This window comes from Mesorhizobium sp. INR15, from assembly GCF_015500075.1.
Classification (GTDB): domain Bacteria; phylum Pseudomonadota; class Alphaproteobacteria; order Rhizobiales; family Rhizobiaceae; genus Mesorhizobium.
Window position 1 is genome coordinate 6,482,562 of the sequence record NZ_CP045496.1, and the last position, 15,314, is coordinate 6,497,875.

Annotated in this window: 16 protein-coding genes, 1 tRNA gene and 1 pseudogene; 11 read left to right on the plus strand and 7 right to left on the minus strand. The window is 62.3% G+C overall.

The window, feature by feature from the left end:
* Nucleotides 1-116 precede the first annotated feature (116 nt).
* Complete coding sequence (locus GA829_RS31435; RefSeq protein WP_195176419.1) at nt 117-686, minus strand: hypothetical protein; 570 nt, start codon at nt 684-686, stop codon at nt 117-119.
* Nucleotides 687-883: 197 nt separating this feature from the next.
* On the opposite strand from GA829_RS31435, the pseudogene istA reads away from it, so the two are divergent.
* Both istA and istB read left to right on the plus strand, forming a co-directional pair.
* A pseudogene (gene istA / locus GA829_RS31440) lies at nt 884-2,450 on the plus strand (IS21 family transposase).
* On the plus strand, nt 2,383-3,111 hold the full coding sequence (istB, locus tag GA829_RS31445) for an IS21-like element helper ATPase IstB (RefSeq protein ID WP_195174663.1): 729 nt from the start codon (nt 2,383-2,385) through the stop codon (nt 3,109-3,111). Before istA ends, istB begins: the two are co-directional and overlap by 68 nt.
* A gap of 80 nt (nt 3,112-3,191) precedes the next feature.
* On the opposite strand, the gene GA829_RS31450 is transcribed toward istB, so the two are convergent.
* The gene (locus tag GA829_RS31450) at nt 3,192-4,358 is read right to left on the minus strand and encodes a DUF6538 domain-containing protein (RefSeq protein WP_195176420.1); all 1,167 of its coding nucleotides are present in this window, start codon (nt 4,356-4,358) and stop codon (nt 3,192-3,194) included.
* Nucleotides 4,359-4,368: 10 nt separating this feature from the next.
* A tRNA-Thr gene (locus GA829_RS31455) sits at nt 4,369-4,443 on the minus strand.
* Between the two features lie 145 nt (nt 4,444-4,588).
* Between GA829_RS31455 and GA829_RS31460 the strand changes: the two genes are divergently transcribed.
* From GA829_RS31460 to yacG, 9 genes are all read left to right on the plus strand, one after another.
* Entirely contained in the window at nt 4,589-4,765 is a 177-nt protein-coding gene (locus tag GA829_RS31460) for a hypothetical protein (protein ID WP_195176421.1), read from the plus strand.
* A 128-nt stretch (nt 4,766-4,893) separates the two neighbouring features.
* Nucleotides 4,894-6,186: a UDP-N-acetylglucosamine 1-carboxyvinyltransferase gene (murA, locus tag GA829_RS31465; protein ID WP_195176422.1), complete on the plus strand. Its 1,293-nt coding sequence runs from the start codon at nt 4,894-4,896 to the stop codon at nt 6,184-6,186.
* Nucleotides 6,187-6,444: 258 nt separating this feature from the next.
* Nucleotides 6,445-6,876, plus strand: a complete 432-nt coding sequence (locus tag GA829_RS31470; protein ID WP_195176423.1) for a DUF2948 family protein — start codon at nt 6,445-6,447, stop codon at nt 6,874-6,876.
* A gap of 3 nt (nt 6,877-6,879) precedes the next feature.
* Nucleotides 6,880-8,172, plus strand: a complete 1,293-nt coding sequence (hisD, locus tag GA829_RS31475) for a histidinol dehydrogenase (protein ID WP_195176424.1) — start codon at nt 6,880-6,882, stop codon at nt 8,170-8,172.
* Between the two features lie 6 nt (nt 8,173-8,178).
* On the plus strand, nt 8,179-8,664 hold the full coding sequence (locus GA829_RS31480; RefSeq protein WP_195176425.1) for a UPF0262 family protein: 486 nt from the start codon (nt 8,179-8,181) through the stop codon (nt 8,662-8,664).
* Nucleotides 8,665-8,704: 40 nt separating this feature from the next.
* Nucleotides 8,705-9,115 carry an arsenate-mycothiol transferase ArsC gene (locus GA829_RS31485; RefSeq protein ID WP_258052029.1) on the plus strand — a complete coding sequence of 137 codons (411 nt, stop codon included), beginning with the start codon at nt 8,705-8,707 and terminating at the stop codon, nt 9,113-9,115.
* Nucleotides 9,116-9,201: 86 nt separating this feature from the next.
* Nucleotides 9,202-9,420 (plus strand): translation initiation factor IF-1, encoded by a 219-nt coding sequence (gene infA, locus GA829_RS31490; protein ID WP_006200926.1) that lies wholly within the window; start codon nt 9,202-9,204, stop codon nt 9,418-9,420.
* 28 nt (nt 9,421-9,448) lie between these two features.
* Nucleotides 9,449-10,075, plus strand: coding sequence for a Maf-like protein (locus GA829_RS31495; protein WP_195176426.1), 627 nt, complete (start codon nt 9,449-9,451; stop codon nt 10,073-10,075).
* Nucleotides 10,072-10,269, plus strand: coding sequence for a DNA gyrase inhibitor YacG (gene yacG / locus GA829_RS31500; RefSeq protein ID WP_195176427.1), 198 nt, complete (start codon nt 10,072-10,074; stop codon nt 10,267-10,269). The genes GA829_RS31495 and yacG overlap by 4 nt, the downstream gene beginning before the upstream one ends.
* 38 nt (nt 10,270-10,307) lie before the next feature.
* On the opposite strand, the gene GA829_RS31505 is transcribed toward yacG, so the two are convergent.
* The 4 genes from GA829_RS31505 to GA829_RS31520 are packed head-to-tail and all read right to left on the minus strand — an operon-like array spanning nt 10,308 to nt 15,170.
* The gene (locus GA829_RS31505; RefSeq protein WP_195176428.1) at nt 10,308-12,326 is read right to left on the minus strand and encodes an aldo/keto reductase; all 2,019 of its coding nucleotides are present in this window, start codon (nt 12,324-12,326) and stop codon (nt 10,308-10,310) included.
* 56 nt (nt 12,327-12,382) lie between these two features.
* Complete coding sequence (locus GA829_RS31510) at nt 12,383-13,468, minus strand: ABC transporter ATP-binding protein (protein WP_195176429.1); 1,086 nt, start codon at nt 13,466-13,468, stop codon at nt 12,383-12,385.
* Nucleotides 13,469-13,476: 8 nt separating this feature from the next.
* Nucleotides 13,477-14,313 carry a carbohydrate ABC transporter permease gene (locus GA829_RS31515; protein WP_195176430.1) on the minus strand — a complete coding sequence of 279 codons (837 nt, stop codon included), beginning with the start codon at nt 14,311-14,313 and terminating at the stop codon, nt 13,477-13,479.
* Complete coding sequence (locus GA829_RS31520) at nt 14,310-15,170, minus strand: carbohydrate ABC transporter permease (RefSeq protein ID WP_195176431.1); 861 nt, start codon at nt 15,168-15,170, stop codon at nt 14,310-14,312. Before GA829_RS31520 ends, GA829_RS31515 begins: the two co-directional genes overlap by 4 nt.
* Nucleotides 15,171-15,314: the final 144 nt, after the last annotated feature.

The window sequence follows — 15,314 nt, forward strand, 5'->3', positions numbered from 1 at the left end:
CGACAGCGAAGCGGAAGGACAGAGTGGGGCAGGTCTTAGAAACGCTCGTCGCCACTGGCATCGCCCGCACAGGTGAGCTTGACGGACAGCGCCGCTACTTCCTGCCGAGGTAACCTTCAGCGTCTCTTCGCACGTTGGTTCGCTTCCGGTCTTTCGCGTAGCATCCTGATCGGTCGCGCGGTCAGTCGTTGGTTTGATGGACGGTACTCGGCCAGTTCCACCTCGAAATTCGGCAACTTGCTGATCTCTCGATCAAGTGCCCCCGGCGACCAGTCGCCATAGCCTTCTCGTGCGTCTTGCGGGCCGCTTCCCAACATGTGGTCTCGCGCCTGCTTGTCCATGTCATGGTCACGCGAGAGTGTTGTGAACAGGTGTCGCCAAGCATGGCTCGGCTTCCCACCTGGCGCCTGGATACCAAGTTCTTTCGTGATCCATCTCCCAACCCGGTTACCCGCCTCTTTGGACCGCAGCTTGCCCGGTAGCGCGGCGAGGTCGGTGTCGGACGGATAGGGGGCGTAGAAGGCAGGGCCGTCGCCGATGTCTCTGAACATGTCGAGAATGCCAAGTTGCACGAGGTGCGGATGAACGGCGGTAATCCACCCCTTTCCGCTCTTGGTTGAACCGTCCTCCGGAGTAATAAAGAGGAACGGGACCCCGTCTTGCTCTCGGAGGCTTGTGCCGCGCAACTGTGTGACCTCTGTGACCCTGAGGCCGGTGTAGGCGCAAATCCACGGCACCCAGAAGATGGCGCGGAGGTGGGGCGCTGAGTGTGTTTCGGCGTGGAATAAGGACCCCGTTTCAGGGGTGATCGGCGTCCAAAAAGGACCCCTGTAACGCAGGGTTGTCACACTGCCTTCGGTTTCATCGGAGGCATTTGTTTTGGATGTTGGTTGTGGAGACGATAGCGAAGATACGCCGGCTTTCGCTGGTCCAGGGGAAGTCGATCAAGGAGATCTGCCGCGAGTTGAGGATATCGCGGAAGGTTGTCCGGAAGGTGCTGCGGTCAGACGCGACGGAGTTCCGCTACGAGCGCGAACGGCAGCCGATGCCAAAGATCGGCCCTTGGCAGGATCAGCTCGACGGGCTTTTGGATGGCAACCACGGCAAGGCGGGGCGCGAGCGGCTGACTCTGATCCGGATTTACGAGGAGCTTCGCGGGCTCGGCTATGAAGGCAGCTACGATGCGGTCCGTCGATACGCGAAGGGCTGGGCGAAGGAGCAAGGATCGGCAACGGCGGAAGCCTATGTGCCATTGTTCTTCGCGCCGGGCGAGGCCTACCAGTTCGACTGGAGCCACGAGATCGTCCTGATCAACGGCGTGACAGTGACCGTGAAGGTCGCCCATGTCCGGCTCTGCCACAGCCGCATGATGTTCGTCAGGGCCTATCCGCGCGAGACGCAGGAGATGGTGTTCGACGCGCACGACCGCGCTTTTGCCTTCTTCGGTGGCGCCTGCACGCGCGGCATCTACGACAACATGAAGACGGCGGTGGAGACGGTGTTCGTCGGCAAGGACCGGCAATACAATCGCCGCTTCCTGCAGATGTGCAGCCATTATCTGGTGCAGCCGGTCGCCTGCACGCCGGCGTCTGGCTGGGAGAAGGGTCAGGTCGAGAACCAGGTCGGGCTGGTGCGCGAGCGCTTCTTCACGCCGCGGCTGCGCTTCAAATCCTATGAGGAACTCAACGCCTGGCTGCTCGACAAATGCATCGCCTACACCAAGGCGCACCGTCACATCGAACAGCCGGAACGAACGATCTGGAACGTGTTCGAGGACGAGCGCGGCAAACTGGTCGAATATCGCGGCCCCTTCGACGGATTCCATACGGTGCCGGCCTCGGTGTCGAAGACCTGCACGGTGCGCTTCGACAACAACAAATACTCGGTGCTGTCGACCGCCGTTGGCCGGCCGGTCGAGATTCAGGCCTATGCCGATCGCATCGTCATTCGCCAGGATGGCGTGGTTGTTGCCGAACATGTGCGCTCATTCGGGCGCGGCGACACGATCTACAACCCGTGGCATTACGTCCCCGTGCTCGCCCGCAAGCCCGGAGCGCTGCGCAACGGAGCGCCGTTCCAGGACTGGGTTCTGCCATCGGCAATGGAACGGGTCCGGCGCAGATTGAAGTCCGCGGACGATGGCGACCGGCAGATGGTGGCGATCCTGGCTGCCGTTCTCAGTGACGGCCTCGACGCGGTCGAGGCGGCCTGCCAGGAGGCGCTCGACCAGAACGTCTGCTCATCAGCCGTCATCATCAACATCCTGGCACGGCAGCGCGATCCGGCGCCGGCAATCACCATTCTTACCCCGGACGCACTCCGCCTGGCGCATGAGCCGGTTGCCGACTGCGCCCGCTACGACCGCCTCAGGAGGGCAAGCTGATGGAACGCACGCAGGTTCTGGAACTGATGGGGACGCTGAAGCTCTATGGCATGCGCAGCGCCTATGACGAGGTCATGGCAACGGGTATCAAGCGCCAGCACGAGCCGCCGAGGATCGTCGGTGATCTGCTGTCGGCCGAGATCGCCGAGAAGCAGGCCCGCTCCATCAAATACCAGCTCACTGTCGCCAAGCTGCCGATCGCCAAGGACATCGAGGAGTTCGACTTCGACGGCACGCCGGTCAATGAGGTGCTGGTCCGCGACCTTGCCAACGGCACCTTCGTCGCCGACCAGCGCAACGCCGTGCTCATCGGCGGCACAGGAACCGGCAAGTCGCATCTGGCAATCGCCATTGCCCGCGCCGTGATCCGCAACGGCTCACGTGGCCGCTTCTTCAACGTCGTCGATCTCGTCAACCGGCTCGAGACTGAGCACCGCAGCGGCAAGCAGGGCCGCATCGCCGACTACCTGACCCGGCTCGACTTCGTCGTGCTCGATGAACTCGGCTATCTGCCGTTCGCACAAGCCGGTGGGCAGTTGCTCTTCCATCTGATCAGCCGGCTCTACGAGCGCACCTCGATCATCGTCACCACCAACCTGGCATTCGGCGAATGGCCCGCCGTCTTCGGCGACCCAAAGATGACCACCGCGCTGCTCGACCGTCTCACCCATCACTGCGAGATCATCGAGACCGGAAACGAATCCTGGCGCTTCAAGAACCGCGCCTGATCACCCCATCACGCCGATCCGCACTCGCCGGGCTGCGCAACCCAGACCAGCTCCGCCCGGCGAGCGCTGACCATTGTGCCTCAAAAAGGGGGTCCCTTTTGCGAGCCGATCCAGGGTCCCAATTGCGGGCCGATTGACAGCGCTGAGATTGCTTTGAACGTGCCTTTGAAGGTCGCCGACAGGATCACCTTGGCCTGTTCGGGGCTGTACCCTTTCGACCCGGTGGGCGCCGGACCGGTCCTCTGGTCACGTATGCCCTTGGCTGCGTTGTCCGGAAGGCCGAACTCCTTCACAGCGTGGCTCAAAACGGCGCTCAAAGCCGCACGATACTTGTCGTTGATTGTCTTCGGCGTGAGGCCTTCCGCCATGAGCTTGTCACGCCATTCTCTGACGTCGTCCTTCGTGACGCTGCGCGCATCGGCATGGCCGACCACCGCGACGAATTTCTTGAGGTAGCTCCGATAGTCCTCTCTGGTCTTGGCCTTGAGGGACTGCGTCGCGAACTTGTGATCCAGCAGATTGAACAGGTCAAACTTGCCAGCGGCAACCGGCGCGCGTTGTGAGGTGCCTTCCCGTGCTGGCTCCCAAGGCGGAAACCGCTTGGCCGCATCGTTGGGCGAATAGTCGCCTTGGGCCTTCCGAAGGTTCGCTTGGGCGGCGAGTTGGATCGCCTTGAAGGTCGCATGGACGACGCGCGTCCGGCTCAGTTGATCGGTGTTGACGCCCTGCTTCGCGAACAGCTCGTCCACCGTTGGACCGAACCACCGCTCCAGTTCCCCGCTGTCCTGCTTGGCTTGGTTCAGCCGAAGCACTTCCTTCCAGATGCCTTCTTCTCCCGGTTCGCTGTCCAACATTTCCACGAGGTTGGAATAAAGCAATCCGGCCAATGCCTGCACTTGCCGCTGAGTAAGGGGCTGTGGTCCTCCCCGCTGTCTTTGCCAGAACTCTTGGAGCGCAGTATCGGCCTGACGGTGCCGGGCCTTGGCTTCAGCGGGGTCTTTTGTTGCAAGACTGACCTTGACCACTGGTCCAACTTTGACAAGTTTTGTGGCATCGCCGACCGGGATTGCAACCGTCACTTCAATGGGACGCGATGCCAGATCGGATGGGACACGCTGTCGAAGGTAATAGACGCCAGTGTCGGGATGCTTCCAAGGTCCGGGCATTCGCAAGCTCATGTGTACCACCCCTGTGTACCAGACGGGCGGCGAATAGACCAACAAATACAGAAACTTGTTGCCAATCAAGGAGATGGGATGGTGCTGCGAGAGAGGATTGAACTCTCGACCTCTCCCTTACCAAGGGAGTGCTCTACCACTGAGCTACCGCAGCCGATGGCGGGGCTTCTGCCATATCAAATCCACAAGCGCAAGGCATCTGTGAGCGCTCGTGGCAAACGAATTTGCGGACATGGCTGTGCCACAATGTTAGCTATGCCTTGATGGGGCGTCGGCTGACCGGCCGCCGGGACGGAATGATGGGCGAAAAGACAATTCCACAGAAAAAGGCTGGTGGCGATCGCAAGGCCCGGCTTGCCGAGCAGTTGCGCGCCAATCTGCAGAAGCGCAAGGCGCAGTCGCGCTCACGGCGGACCGGTGACGCGGACGAGCGGCCGGATGGCCTCGGCGCGGCGAAGGAAATGCGGAAAGATTAACTCAAATCGGCCACTCTTGGCCTGGGTCGGGTGAAATCCTATTTCTTGAACCGGGCCGGCCAATGGTCTAGACGGGCCGATACTCAAACGATTGAAACGGCCTTTTGGGTCGAGAGGGACGTTCTTCCATGGATCGCATCAGAATTGTCGGCGGCAACAAGCTTGCCGGAAGCATTCCGATTTCCGGCGCAAAAAATGCCGCGCTGCCGCTGATGATCGCCTCGCTTTTGACCGACGACACGCTGACACTGGAAAACGTGCCGCACCTGGCCGATGTCGAGCAGCTGATCCGCATTCTCGGCAATCATGGCGTCGACTATTCGGTCAATGGCCGCCGCGAAAAGCAGAACGAAGGCTATTCGCGCACCATCAATTTCTCCGCTCGCAACATCGTCGACACGACCGCGCCCTATGAGCTGGTGTCGAAGATGCGCGCATCTTTCTGGGTGATCGGCCCCCTGCTCGCCCGCATGGGCGAAGCCAAGGTGTCGCTGCCGGGCGGTTGCGCCATCGGCACGCGGCCGGTCGATCTGTTCCTCGAAGGCCTGCAGGCTCTGGGCGCTGATATCGATGTCGACACCGGCTATGTCATTGCCAAGACCCGCAACGGCCGCCTTGTCGGCAATCGCTATGCCTTCCCGAAAGTGTCCGTCGGCGCCACCCATGTGCTGATGATGGCGGCAGCGCTGGCCAAGGGCGAGACCGTGCTTGAAAACGCCGCCTGCGAACCCGAGATCGTCAACCTGGCTGAATGCCTCAACGCCATGGGCGCGAAGATTTCCGGCGCCGGCACGCCGACCATCACCATCGACGGCGTCGAATCGCTCTCCGGCGCGCGCGTCCGGGTTATCCCCGACCGCATCGAGACCGGCACTTATGCCATGGCGGTTGCCATGACCGGCGGCGACGTCGTGCTCGAAGGTGCACGGCCTGAGCTTTTGCAGACCGCGCTCGACATCATCGCCCAGACCGGCGCCGAGATCACGCCGACCAATTCCGGCATTCGCGTCCGGCGCAACGGCGCGGGTATTTCCCCGGTCGATGTGACGACAGCCCCCTTCCCGGCCTTCCCGACCGACCTGCAGGCGCAGTTCATGGGCCTGATGACCATGGCCAAGGGCAAGTCGCGCATCACCGAGACGATCTTCGAGAACCGCTTCATGCATGTGCAGGAACTGGCACGGCTTGGCGCCCACATCACGCTTTCCGGCCAGACGGCAATCGTCGATGGTGTATCGAAGCTCAAGGGTGCACCGGTCATGGCGACCGATCTGCGCGCCTCGGTGTCGCTGGTCATTGCCGGCCTTGCGGCGGAAGGCGAAACGACGGTCAACCGCGTCTATCACCTCGACCGCGGCTTCGAGCGGCTCGAAGAAAAGCTTTCCAATTGCGGCGCGGTGATCGAACGGATTTCGGCATAGGCCTACAGCAAGATTCAAGGCGTCGGCGAATCGTCGATCTCGGCGCCCCTCTTATCTGCAGCAACCTCGGTTGCTCTTTTGCACCGCAGGAGATTGGCGAAAATCCTTTGCGGCAACTTCCTTCTCCCCGTCACTATACGGGGAGAAGTGCCCGGCAGGGCGATGAGGGGCGGCGCAAACCGAAGCTATTGGCGCGGTTGCACGGATCGCCAAGACCGCATAACAGAGGCTGAAACCAACGTTAGGCACAAATTCCGCATGGCCCTTAAGCTTATCGCGCTCGACGACCAGGATCTGAGCATTGTTTCGGCCCATGTCCAGGACGCCGTGATGAAGGTCAGCGATCTTGAATTCCTGCCGTCGGCCAAGCGTTTTGTGCTGACCATGAACCGTTTCGTCTGGGAGGCGAAATCAGGCTTCTTGCGCCAGCACAACGAGCGCCGGCAGGCGGTGCTGCATTTCGACCGTGTGCTCGGCGCCAAGACCAGCGGCATTGCCCGCGACAAACCGGCTGAAGTGCTGTCGCTGCTGGCCATCAGCTTCATCGAAATCAGCAAGCCGGCGGGCATCGTCGAATTGGTCTTTTCGGGCGGCGGCGCGATCATGCTTGATGTCGAATGCATCGAGGCGCGGCTGGCCGATATCGGCGGCGCCTGGGAAGCGACGTCGCGTCCCCTTCACAAGGGTTGAACGATGGCCATCACGCTTCGCCAGTCCGACGCCGATTTCGAGCAGCGCTTCACCGCCTTCCTCTCGACCAAGCGGGAAGTGTCCGATGACGTCGACACGGTCGTGCGCGACATCATCGCACGGGTGCGCGCCGAGGGCGACGCGGCGCTGATCGACTACACTTTGAAATTCGACCGCGCCGATCTTACAAAACTCGGCATCGCGGTGACGAAGGACGACATCGCCCGTGCCTATGAAGCCGCCGACCCGCAGACGGTCGAGGCGCTGAAATTCGCGCGCGACCGTATCCGCTCGCATCACGAGCGACAGCGGCCGAAGGACGATCGCTATACCGATGCAGCGGGTGTCGAGCTCGGCTCGCGCTGGACAGCCGTCGAAGCCGTGGGACTTTATGTGCCAGGGGGCACAGCAAGCTATCCAAGTTCGGTGCTGATGAACGCGGTGCCGGCGCTGGTCGCCGGTGTCGAGCGTATCGTCATGGTGGTGCCGGCCACTGGCGGGGTCATCAATCCGCTGGTGCTGGTGGCGGCGGATCTGGCCGGCATCGAAGAGATCTACCGCGTTGGCGGCGCGCAGGCGATCGCCGCCCTTGCCTATGGCACCGAGACGATCAAGCCGGTGGCCAAGATCGTCGGCCCCGGCAACGCCTATGTCGCGGCGGCCAAGCGTCGGGTGTTCGGCACCGTCGGCATCGACATGATCGCCGGTCCGTCGGAAGTGCTCGTGGTGGCTGACGGCAGCAATGATCCGGACTGGATCGCCGCCGACCTACTTGCCCAGGCCGAGCATGATGTGTCGGCGCAGTCGATCCTGATCACCGACGACCCGGCCTTTGGCAAAGCGGTCGAGCATGCGGTCGAACGCCAGTTGCAGAGCCTGTCGCGCGCCGAGACGGCGGCACAAAGCTGGCGCGACTTCGGCGCGGTCATCGTGGTTCCTGATATCGAAGCGTCGCTGCCGCTGGTCGACCGGATCGCCGCCGAACATGTCGAGCTGGCCATTGATGACGCCGAGGCGTTTCTGACCAGGATGCGCAATGCGGGTGCTGTGTTTCTCGGCCGTCACACACCGGAGGTCATCGGCGACTATGTCGGCGGCTCCAATCACGTGCTGCCTACCGCCCGCTCGGCGCGCTTTTCGTCCGGACTTTCAGTGCTCGACTTCGTCAAGCGTACGTCAATCCTCAAGCTCGGGCCGGAGCAGTTGCGGGCGTTGGCGCCTGCGGCGATCGCGCTTGCCAAGGCGGAAGGCCTTGACGCGCATGGACGTTCCGTCGCCATACGGCTGAACATGTAGGGCGATATGTCTGGCTCCGATCAAACCCGCGCGAGGCTGATCGATGTCGAACTCGATGAATCGATCGGCCGTTCTACGCCCGATGTCGAGCACGAACGGGCGGTCGCGATCTTCGACCTGATCGAAGAGAACAGTTTTCAACCGATCAACGACGGTGGCGCCGGGCCTTACCGGCTGAAACTGTCTCTGGCCGAATCGCGCCTGGTCTTTGCCGTGGCGCGCGAGGATGGCGCTGCCGTCGTCACCCATATCCTGTCGCTGACGCCGCTCAGGCGCATCGTCAAGGACTATTACATGATCTGCGAAAGCTATTATGAGGCCATCCGCTCCTCGACACCCAGCCATATCGAGGCGATCGACATGGGCCGCCGCGGCCTGCACAACGAAGGCTCGCAGACGTTGATGGACCGGCTTGCCGGCAAGATCGACATAGACTTCGACACGGCGCGCCGGCTGTTCACGCTGGTCTGCGTGCTGCACTGGCGAGGCTGAACTGGCTTCGCTGCCTCGCTCCATCCTGTTCCTGTGCGGCATGAACGCCGTGCGCTCGCCCATGGCGGAGCAACTGGCGCGCCGCATGCTTCCGCCAGCAACTTTCGTCGCCTCCGCAGGGGTGCGCGGCGGCGAACGTGACCCGTTCGTCGACGCCGTGCTGGCTGAGGACGGCCTGTCGCTGGGTGAGCGTCTGCCAAGGACGATGGATGATCTCGAGGACGACTATTTCGACCTGATCGTCACGCTGGCGCCCGAAGCACACCATGCCGCGCTGGAACTGACCCGCTCGCTTGCCGTCGAGGTGGAATACTGGCCGACGCCGGACCCAACCGATGCAGGCGGCACCCGCGAACAGATCATGGCTGCCTATCGTGACGTGCGCGAGCGACTGAAGGCGCGCATATCCAAGCGTTTTCCGCCAAATGACGTGGAAAACGCGGCGGATTAAGCGTGTTCACAAGCGGACCAATATCATATAGGTTCCGCCGAAATTCCAGCCAGGCGCTGGAACTGCAATCCAAGCAAAGGTATCGAATGCCGAAGGAAGAAGTCCTCGAGTTTCCGGGTGTCGTGACGGAATTGTTGCCCAACGCGATGTTCAGGGTGAAACTCGAAAACGAACACGAGATCATCGCCCATACAGCCGGCCGCATGCGCAAGAACCGAATCCGCGTGCTGACCGGCGACAAGGTCCTGGTCGAGATGACGCCCTACGACCTGACCAAGGGCCGCATCACTTATCGTTTCAAGTAGAGCACCGTTACAGCCGGCTGGAATCGCGATGAGCCTTTTGCAGAAGCTGGTGCTTGCCTCGGGTTCGCCGCGCCGGATCGAGCTGTTGCAGCAGGCCGGCATCGAGCCGGACCGTGTGCTGCCCGCAGACATCGACGAAACGCCGCTGCGGGCCGAGCATCCGCGCTCGCTGGCCAAACGGCTGTCGAAGGAAAAGGCCGAGAAGGCGCTGGCATCGCTGAAAACCGAGGCCGACTATGCGCCAAGCTTCGTGCTCGCGGCCGACACCGTGGTTGCGGTCGGACGGCGCATCCTGCCCAAGGCCGAAACCATCGACGACGCCTCCAATTGTCTCGGCCTGCTGTCCGGCCGTTCGCACCGCGTCTATTCCGGCATCTGCCTGATCACGCCGGGCGGCAAGCTGCGCCAGCGGCTGGTCGAAACGCGGGTGCGCTTCAAGCGGCTGCCGCGCGAGGAGATGGAAGCCTACATCGCCTCGGGAGAATGGCGCGGCAAGGCCGGCGGCTACGCCGTGCAAGGCCTTGCCGGCTCCTTCGTCGTCAAGCTGGTCGGCTCCTACACCAACATCGTCGGCCTGCCGCTCTATGAGACCGTGGCGCTTTTGACCGGCGAAGGGTTCAAGGTGCATTTCAACTGGCGGTCGCCGCGGCCATGAATTCCGACACCAACGTGACACCGCTGCGGCCCAAACGCCCTTGCCCTGAATGCAACAAGCCGTCGGCGCGTGAAACCTATCCATTCTGCTCGACGCGCTGCAAGGACATGGACCTCAACCGCTGGCTGAAGGGCGTCTATGTCATTCGCGCTCGCGACGACGAGGAAGAGACGGATGCCGACGGCCCCAAATGAGGCCGCTCTGATGCAGGCATCCGCCACGCCTCACGCAATCAGGCTCCCCCGTCCAGCCATTTGAGATCGGCCAGCGTCAGTTGGATGTCGAGCGCGCGCAGACTGTCGTCGAGTTCTGCCAGCGTGCGCGGCCCGATCAGCGGCACCGACGGGAACGGCTGTTTGAGCACATAGGCAAGCGCGACATGGATCGGGCTCTTGCCCAATCTGCCGGCAAGCTCGATCGCACGGTCGCGGCGGCCGAAATTCTTCTCCGAGTACCAGACACGCACCAGTTCCTCATTGTCACGCCTGTCGCGCCCGGCCCGATCGGTGAAGAAGCCGCGGCCCTGGCTTGACCAGGCGAAGTTCGGCATCTGCCTCGATGTCAGCCAGGCCTTCCACGCGTCCGTGGCTGAGGCAACGCAGCCGGTCCATATCGGCTCCAGCATCTCGGCCAGCGAGAAGTTGTTGGACAGCGCACCGGGCCGCTGTTTGCCGGTCCGTTCGGCATAGGCAATCGCCTCATCCATGCGCTGCATCGTCCAGTTCGAGCCGCCGAACGGGCCACGGATACGGCCCGCCTTGACCTCGCGGTCCATGGCGTCGACGAATTCGCCGACCGGCACATCCGGATTGTCGCGGTGCATGAAATAGACATCGACATGATCGGTTTGCAGCCGCTCCAGCGTCTGGCTCAATTGCTTGCCGATCACATCGGGATAGCAGAGCGGGGTATGGGCGCCCTTGCCGATGATCACCGACTGTTCGCGCACGCCACGGTTCTTCAGCCACTCGCCGAGCAGCGTCTCGGTATAGCCGGCGCCATAGATAAAGCCGGTGTCGAAGAGATTGCCGCCTGCCTCGAAAAACGCATCGAGCAGGATCGAGCCTGAAGAGAAGGAGCGGAAATCCTCGAAGCCGAGCGCCACGACCGAGGCGGGTTTCGAGAGGCCAGGAATAGCGCGCTTGCCGATGACTGTTCCACCAGACCGCAATGGCCGGCCGGAGATCGTGTTGACGCGTCGCGAAGCCTTCTCTATCTCGTATTCGAGGCCAACGACGGAGCGCCATTTGTCGAGCACGCGCAAGGTGCCAAGGCTGTCGGACCAAGCCATGCCCGGCCAGGCGAATTCCTGCTGCCCCGCCAAGATGGCATCGCCGGCGGCATCGACCTCGAACGCATAGAGGTGGCGTGTCTCGTTGACGCTGATCGTTTGGCGCGCGCCATCTGACCCGATGACATCGATCTTGCCGAGGCCGACATTGCGGTCGCCACCAGCAAACCAGAAGTCAGGCACCTCGATCCGGCCCTTGGTGCCGAGGATGCGCAGGACATTGTCCTGGTTGAGCGAGATGCTGCAGGAAACTTCGGCGACAATGCCGCCAGGAAACTGCAACAGGGCGGAAGCCCATTCGTCGACGCCGGACTGGCCGAGATGCGCTGCGCCAACCACCTTGTCAGGCTCGGCGAAGGGCTCTCCGACCGCAGCGCCGGCTATCAACCGCGCCATCGAAACGGGGTAGCCGCCGACATCGAGAATGCCGCCACCGGCAAGGTCATTGGCATAGAGCCGGTGCTCCGGCATGAAACCAGGCATGGCAAAGCCGAAACTCGACTTGATCATCCTGACCTCGCCGATCGCACCGGACCTGATCAATTCGACCAGTTTCAGCGTCTGCGGATGCAAGCGGTACATGAAGGCTTCGCCAAGGAAGGTGCCGGCCTTGCGCGCGGCGTGGATCATGGCGTCGGCCTCGAAGGCGGTCAGCGCCATCGGCTTTTCGCAGAGCACATGTTTTCCGGCTTCCGCTGCCCTGATCGCCCATTGCGCATGGCCTGGATGCGGGATCGCGATGTAGATCGCATCGATTTCCGGATCGGTAAGCAACGCGTCATAGCCATCGACGATACGCGCCCCGGGAAAGCTGTCGGCGAGGCCCGGCTTGCCGGGATTGCGCGCGCCGATAGCGGCAAGCATGCCATTGCGAGACCCGGCTACGCCGCCTGCGAAGGCCTTGGCAATGTCGCCAGGCCCCAGGATGCCCCAACGGATTTTTTTAAGTTTGGAAGTCAAGTCAGATCTCCTTGAAGCCGCCTCGACGCATCGCGGTCGGGCACAGAAAAGAAAGGTCAGCGAAGCCGGGCACCGGCGCTGTCGAAGAGAAGCGAGCGTTCGGCCTTGATCGACACGGTCAGATGGTCGCCGCTCGCCCGCTGCCGCGAGGCCTCGCGCTCGATAATCAGTTCCTCCGGCCCGGCATTGGCGTAGACGTAGCTCACCGATCCCAGGTGTTCGGCAACGTCGGCCTTGACCGTGATGTCGCAATCGCCTTCACCGGCATTGAAGAAATGCTCCGGCCGCACGCCAAGCACGATGTCGGCCCCGATCGCCGGCAAGGGACCCGAAAGCGGCTTCTTCAACCGAACACCGCCATGGTTGACCAGCTCGACAAGGGCAGCGCCGTCGCTGACGCCAACCATCTTGGCGGCAAGAAAATTCATCTTCGGCGAGCCGACAAAGCCGGCGACGAAGCGGTTGGCCGGATCGTCATAGAGATCGAGCGGAGCGCCGATCTGCTCGATATTGCCGGCATGGAGCACGACGATACGGTCGGCCAGCGTCATCGCCTCGGTCTGGTCGTGCGTCACATAGATCATGGTGACGCCAAGCTCCTTGTGCAGCCGCGAGATTTCGACCCGCATCTGGACGCGCAGTTCGGCGTCGAGGTTTGAGAGCGGCTCGTCGAACAGGAACACCTGCGGCTCGCGCACAATGGCGCGGCCGATGGCGACGCGCTGGCGCTGGCCGCCAGACAGTTTCCTCGGGCGCCGCTGCATCAGCTCGCTGATGCGCAGGATCTCGGACGCCCGTTTCACCCGCCGATCGGTGTCCGCCTTCGGATTGCCGGTCATCCTCAGCCCGAAGGAGAGGTTCTGTTCGACCGTCATGTGCGGATAGAGCGCATAGGACTGGAACACCATGGCGATGCCGCGATCGGCCGGCTCGACGTCGTTGACCAGCTTGCCGCCGATGGCGATCTCTCCGCCGCTGATGTCCTCAAGGCCAGCGATCATTCTCAGCAGCGTGGACTTGCCGCAGCCGGAAGGGCCGACAAAGACGACGAATTCGCCGTCCTTGATGTCAATGTTGGCGCCATGGACGACCTCGAGTATACCATAGCGCTTGACAACATTGTTGAGTGTGACGGTTGCCATGCTGCCCCCTACTTGATGGCGCCGGCGGCGATGCCGGCGATGAAATGGCGCTGCAGGAGCACGAAGACGACGAGCATCGGCACTGTCAGCATCACGGCGCCCGCCATGATGCCGCCCCATGAAACCTTGGTCAGGCCGATCAGCGTGCCGAGCGCGACGGGGGCTGTCATCGATCCCGGCTGGCTGTTGATCAGCAGCGGCCACAGGTAGTTGTTCCATGACGCCAGGAACAGGATGATGCAGAGCGCCGCCAGCATCGGCCGCGCCAGTGGCAGCGCGATGAAGACGAAGATGCGCCACTCTTTCACGCCTTCGACACGGGCGGCGTCGAACAGGTCGTCGGGCATCATCGAAAAACTCTGGCGCATGAACAGCACGCCAAGTGAATTGAACAGCGGCGGCACGATCAGCGCGACCCAGGTGTTGGCGAGCTTGAAATCGCGCGCCACCATGATGAATTGCGGGATCAGCACGACCGCGTAGGGAAGCGTGATGGTGCCGAGGATGATCGCCACAACCACGCCTTTGCCGAAGAACTGGTAGCGGGCCAAAGCCCACCCCGCCATCGAGGTCAGCAGCACCGAAAGGAACGTGTAGGTCACCGCCACGGAGACCGAGATGCCGATGGCGCCGACGAAATCGGTGTCGCGCTGCAGACTGTTGAAATTGTCGATGAAATTGCCATGCGGCAGCAATTCGATGCCGGGACTGAAAATGCCGTTGTCGGGCATGGTCGAGAAGACCACCATCATCCACAGCGGAAACAGCCAGATCAGCGCCAGGGGCGTGAGGAAGAGATGCAGTGCGATGCTGCGCCTTGTCCTAGCGGCGGAGAGCGAGCTCATTCGGGTTCCCTCGTCAGCCACAGTTGCACCAGCGTGATGGCGATCGCGAGACCGGCCATGGTGTAGGCGATGGCCGAGGCGTAGCCGAAGTTGAGCGACCGGAAGCCCTGGCGGTAAAGCAGCAGGCCGAGTGTTTCGGTGCCGCCGCCTGGTCCGCCCCGCTCGGTGATCAGGAAGGGCTCGGTGAACAATTGCATGGTGCCGATGATCGACAGCACGAGGCAGAACACGATGACCGGCTTCAGCAGCGGCAGCGTGATGAAGAAGAACTGCCTGAGCTTGCTGACACGGTCGAGTGTCGCGGCCTCATAGACATCCTCGGGAATGGACTGCATGCCGGCCAACAGGATGATGGCGTTGTAGCCGGCCCAGCGCCAGGTGACCGCGACCATGATCAGCGCCATCGCCGGGGTGACGTTGGAAAACCAATCGATCTTGGGCAAGCCGATGCTATTCAACAGCTTGTTGATGATGCCGAAATCGAGGCTGAACATCAGGCGGAAAACCGCGGAATAGGCGACCTCGCCAACCACCACCGGGGCAAAAAAAGCAAAGCGATACAGGCCTCGCGCCTTAAGCAGCGGAGAATTCAAGAGCACCGCCATCACCATGGCCAGCGCGATCATCACCGGTACCTGGATGACCAGGATGAGCAGCGTGTTCTTCAGCGCGTTGTAGAAAGCCGGATCGCCGATCAGCCGGCCCCAGTTGAAGCCGGGCTGGTAGTGCCACGGCACGGTGCGCGTCGCCTGGAACGAGATCAGGAACGAGCTGATGATTGGCCAGACCCAGAAGACGGCGAAAACCAGCAGATAAGGCGTGAGGAAGCGATAGGCCGTGGCATTGCGAGTGTGCATCTTCCTCCTCCTTCGCCTGATGGCATTTTCGACGGGCCGCAGCCGTGAGGCGCCGTTCTAACTGTTGCGAAAACCGTGTGCGGGTTCCCGCGCCAAGGTCGAGACGTCCGGGCGTTACGGATGCACCGCCCGGATCGTTGACTG

What these genes read in the sequence shown, in the direction of transcription:
- istB (WP_195174663.1), top strand. Translation starts at nt 2,383, where the DNA reads ATGGAACGCACGCAGGTTCTGGAACTGATGGGGACGCTGAAGCTCTAT.
- GA829_RS31460 (WP_195176421.1), top strand. Translation starts at nt 4,589, where the DNA reads ATGGGCGAAAAGACAATTCCACAGAAAAAGGCTGGTGGCGATCGCAAG.
- murA (WP_195176422.1), top strand. Translation starts at nt 4,894, where the DNA reads ATGGATCGCATCAGAATTGTCGGCGGCAACAAGCTTGCCGGAAGCATT.
- GA829_RS31470 (WP_195176423.1), top strand. Translation starts at nt 6,445, where the DNA reads ATGGCCCTTAAGCTTATCGCGCTCGACGACCAGGATCTGAGCATTGTT.
- hisD (WP_195176424.1), top strand. Translation starts at nt 6,880, where the DNA reads ATGGCCATCACGCTTCGCCAGTCCGACGCCGATTTCGAGCAGCGCTTC.
- GA829_RS31480 (WP_195176425.1), top strand. Translation starts at nt 8,179, where the DNA reads ATGTCTGGCTCCGATCAAACCCGCGCGAGGCTGATCGATGTCGAACTC.
- GA829_RS31485 (WP_258052029.1), top strand. Translation starts at nt 8,705, where the DNA reads ATGAACGCCGTGCGCTCGCCCATGGCGGAGCAACTGGCGCGCCGCATG.
- infA (WP_006200926.1), top strand. Translation starts at nt 9,202, where the DNA reads ATGCCGAAGGAAGAAGTCCTCGAGTTTCCGGGTGTCGTGACGGAATTG.
- GA829_RS31495 (WP_195176426.1), top strand. Translation starts at nt 9,449, where the DNA reads ATGAGCCTTTTGCAGAAGCTGGTGCTTGCCTCGGGTTCGCCGCGCCGG.
- yacG (WP_195176427.1), top strand. Translation starts at nt 10,072, where the DNA reads ATGAATTCCGACACCAACGTGACACCGCTGCGGCCCAAACGCCCTTGC.
- GA829_RS31510 (WP_195176429.1), bottom strand. Translation starts at nt 13,468, where the DNA reads ATGGCAACCGTCACACTCAACAATGTTGTCAAGCGCTATGGTATACTC.
- GA829_RS31515 (WP_195176430.1), bottom strand. Translation starts at nt 14,313, where the DNA reads ATGAGCTCGCTCTCCGCCGCTAGGACAAGGCGCAGCATCGCACTGCAT.
- GA829_RS31520 (WP_195176431.1), bottom strand. Translation starts at nt 15,170, where the DNA reads ATGCACACTCGCAATGCCACGGCCTATCGCTTCCTCACGCCTTATCTG.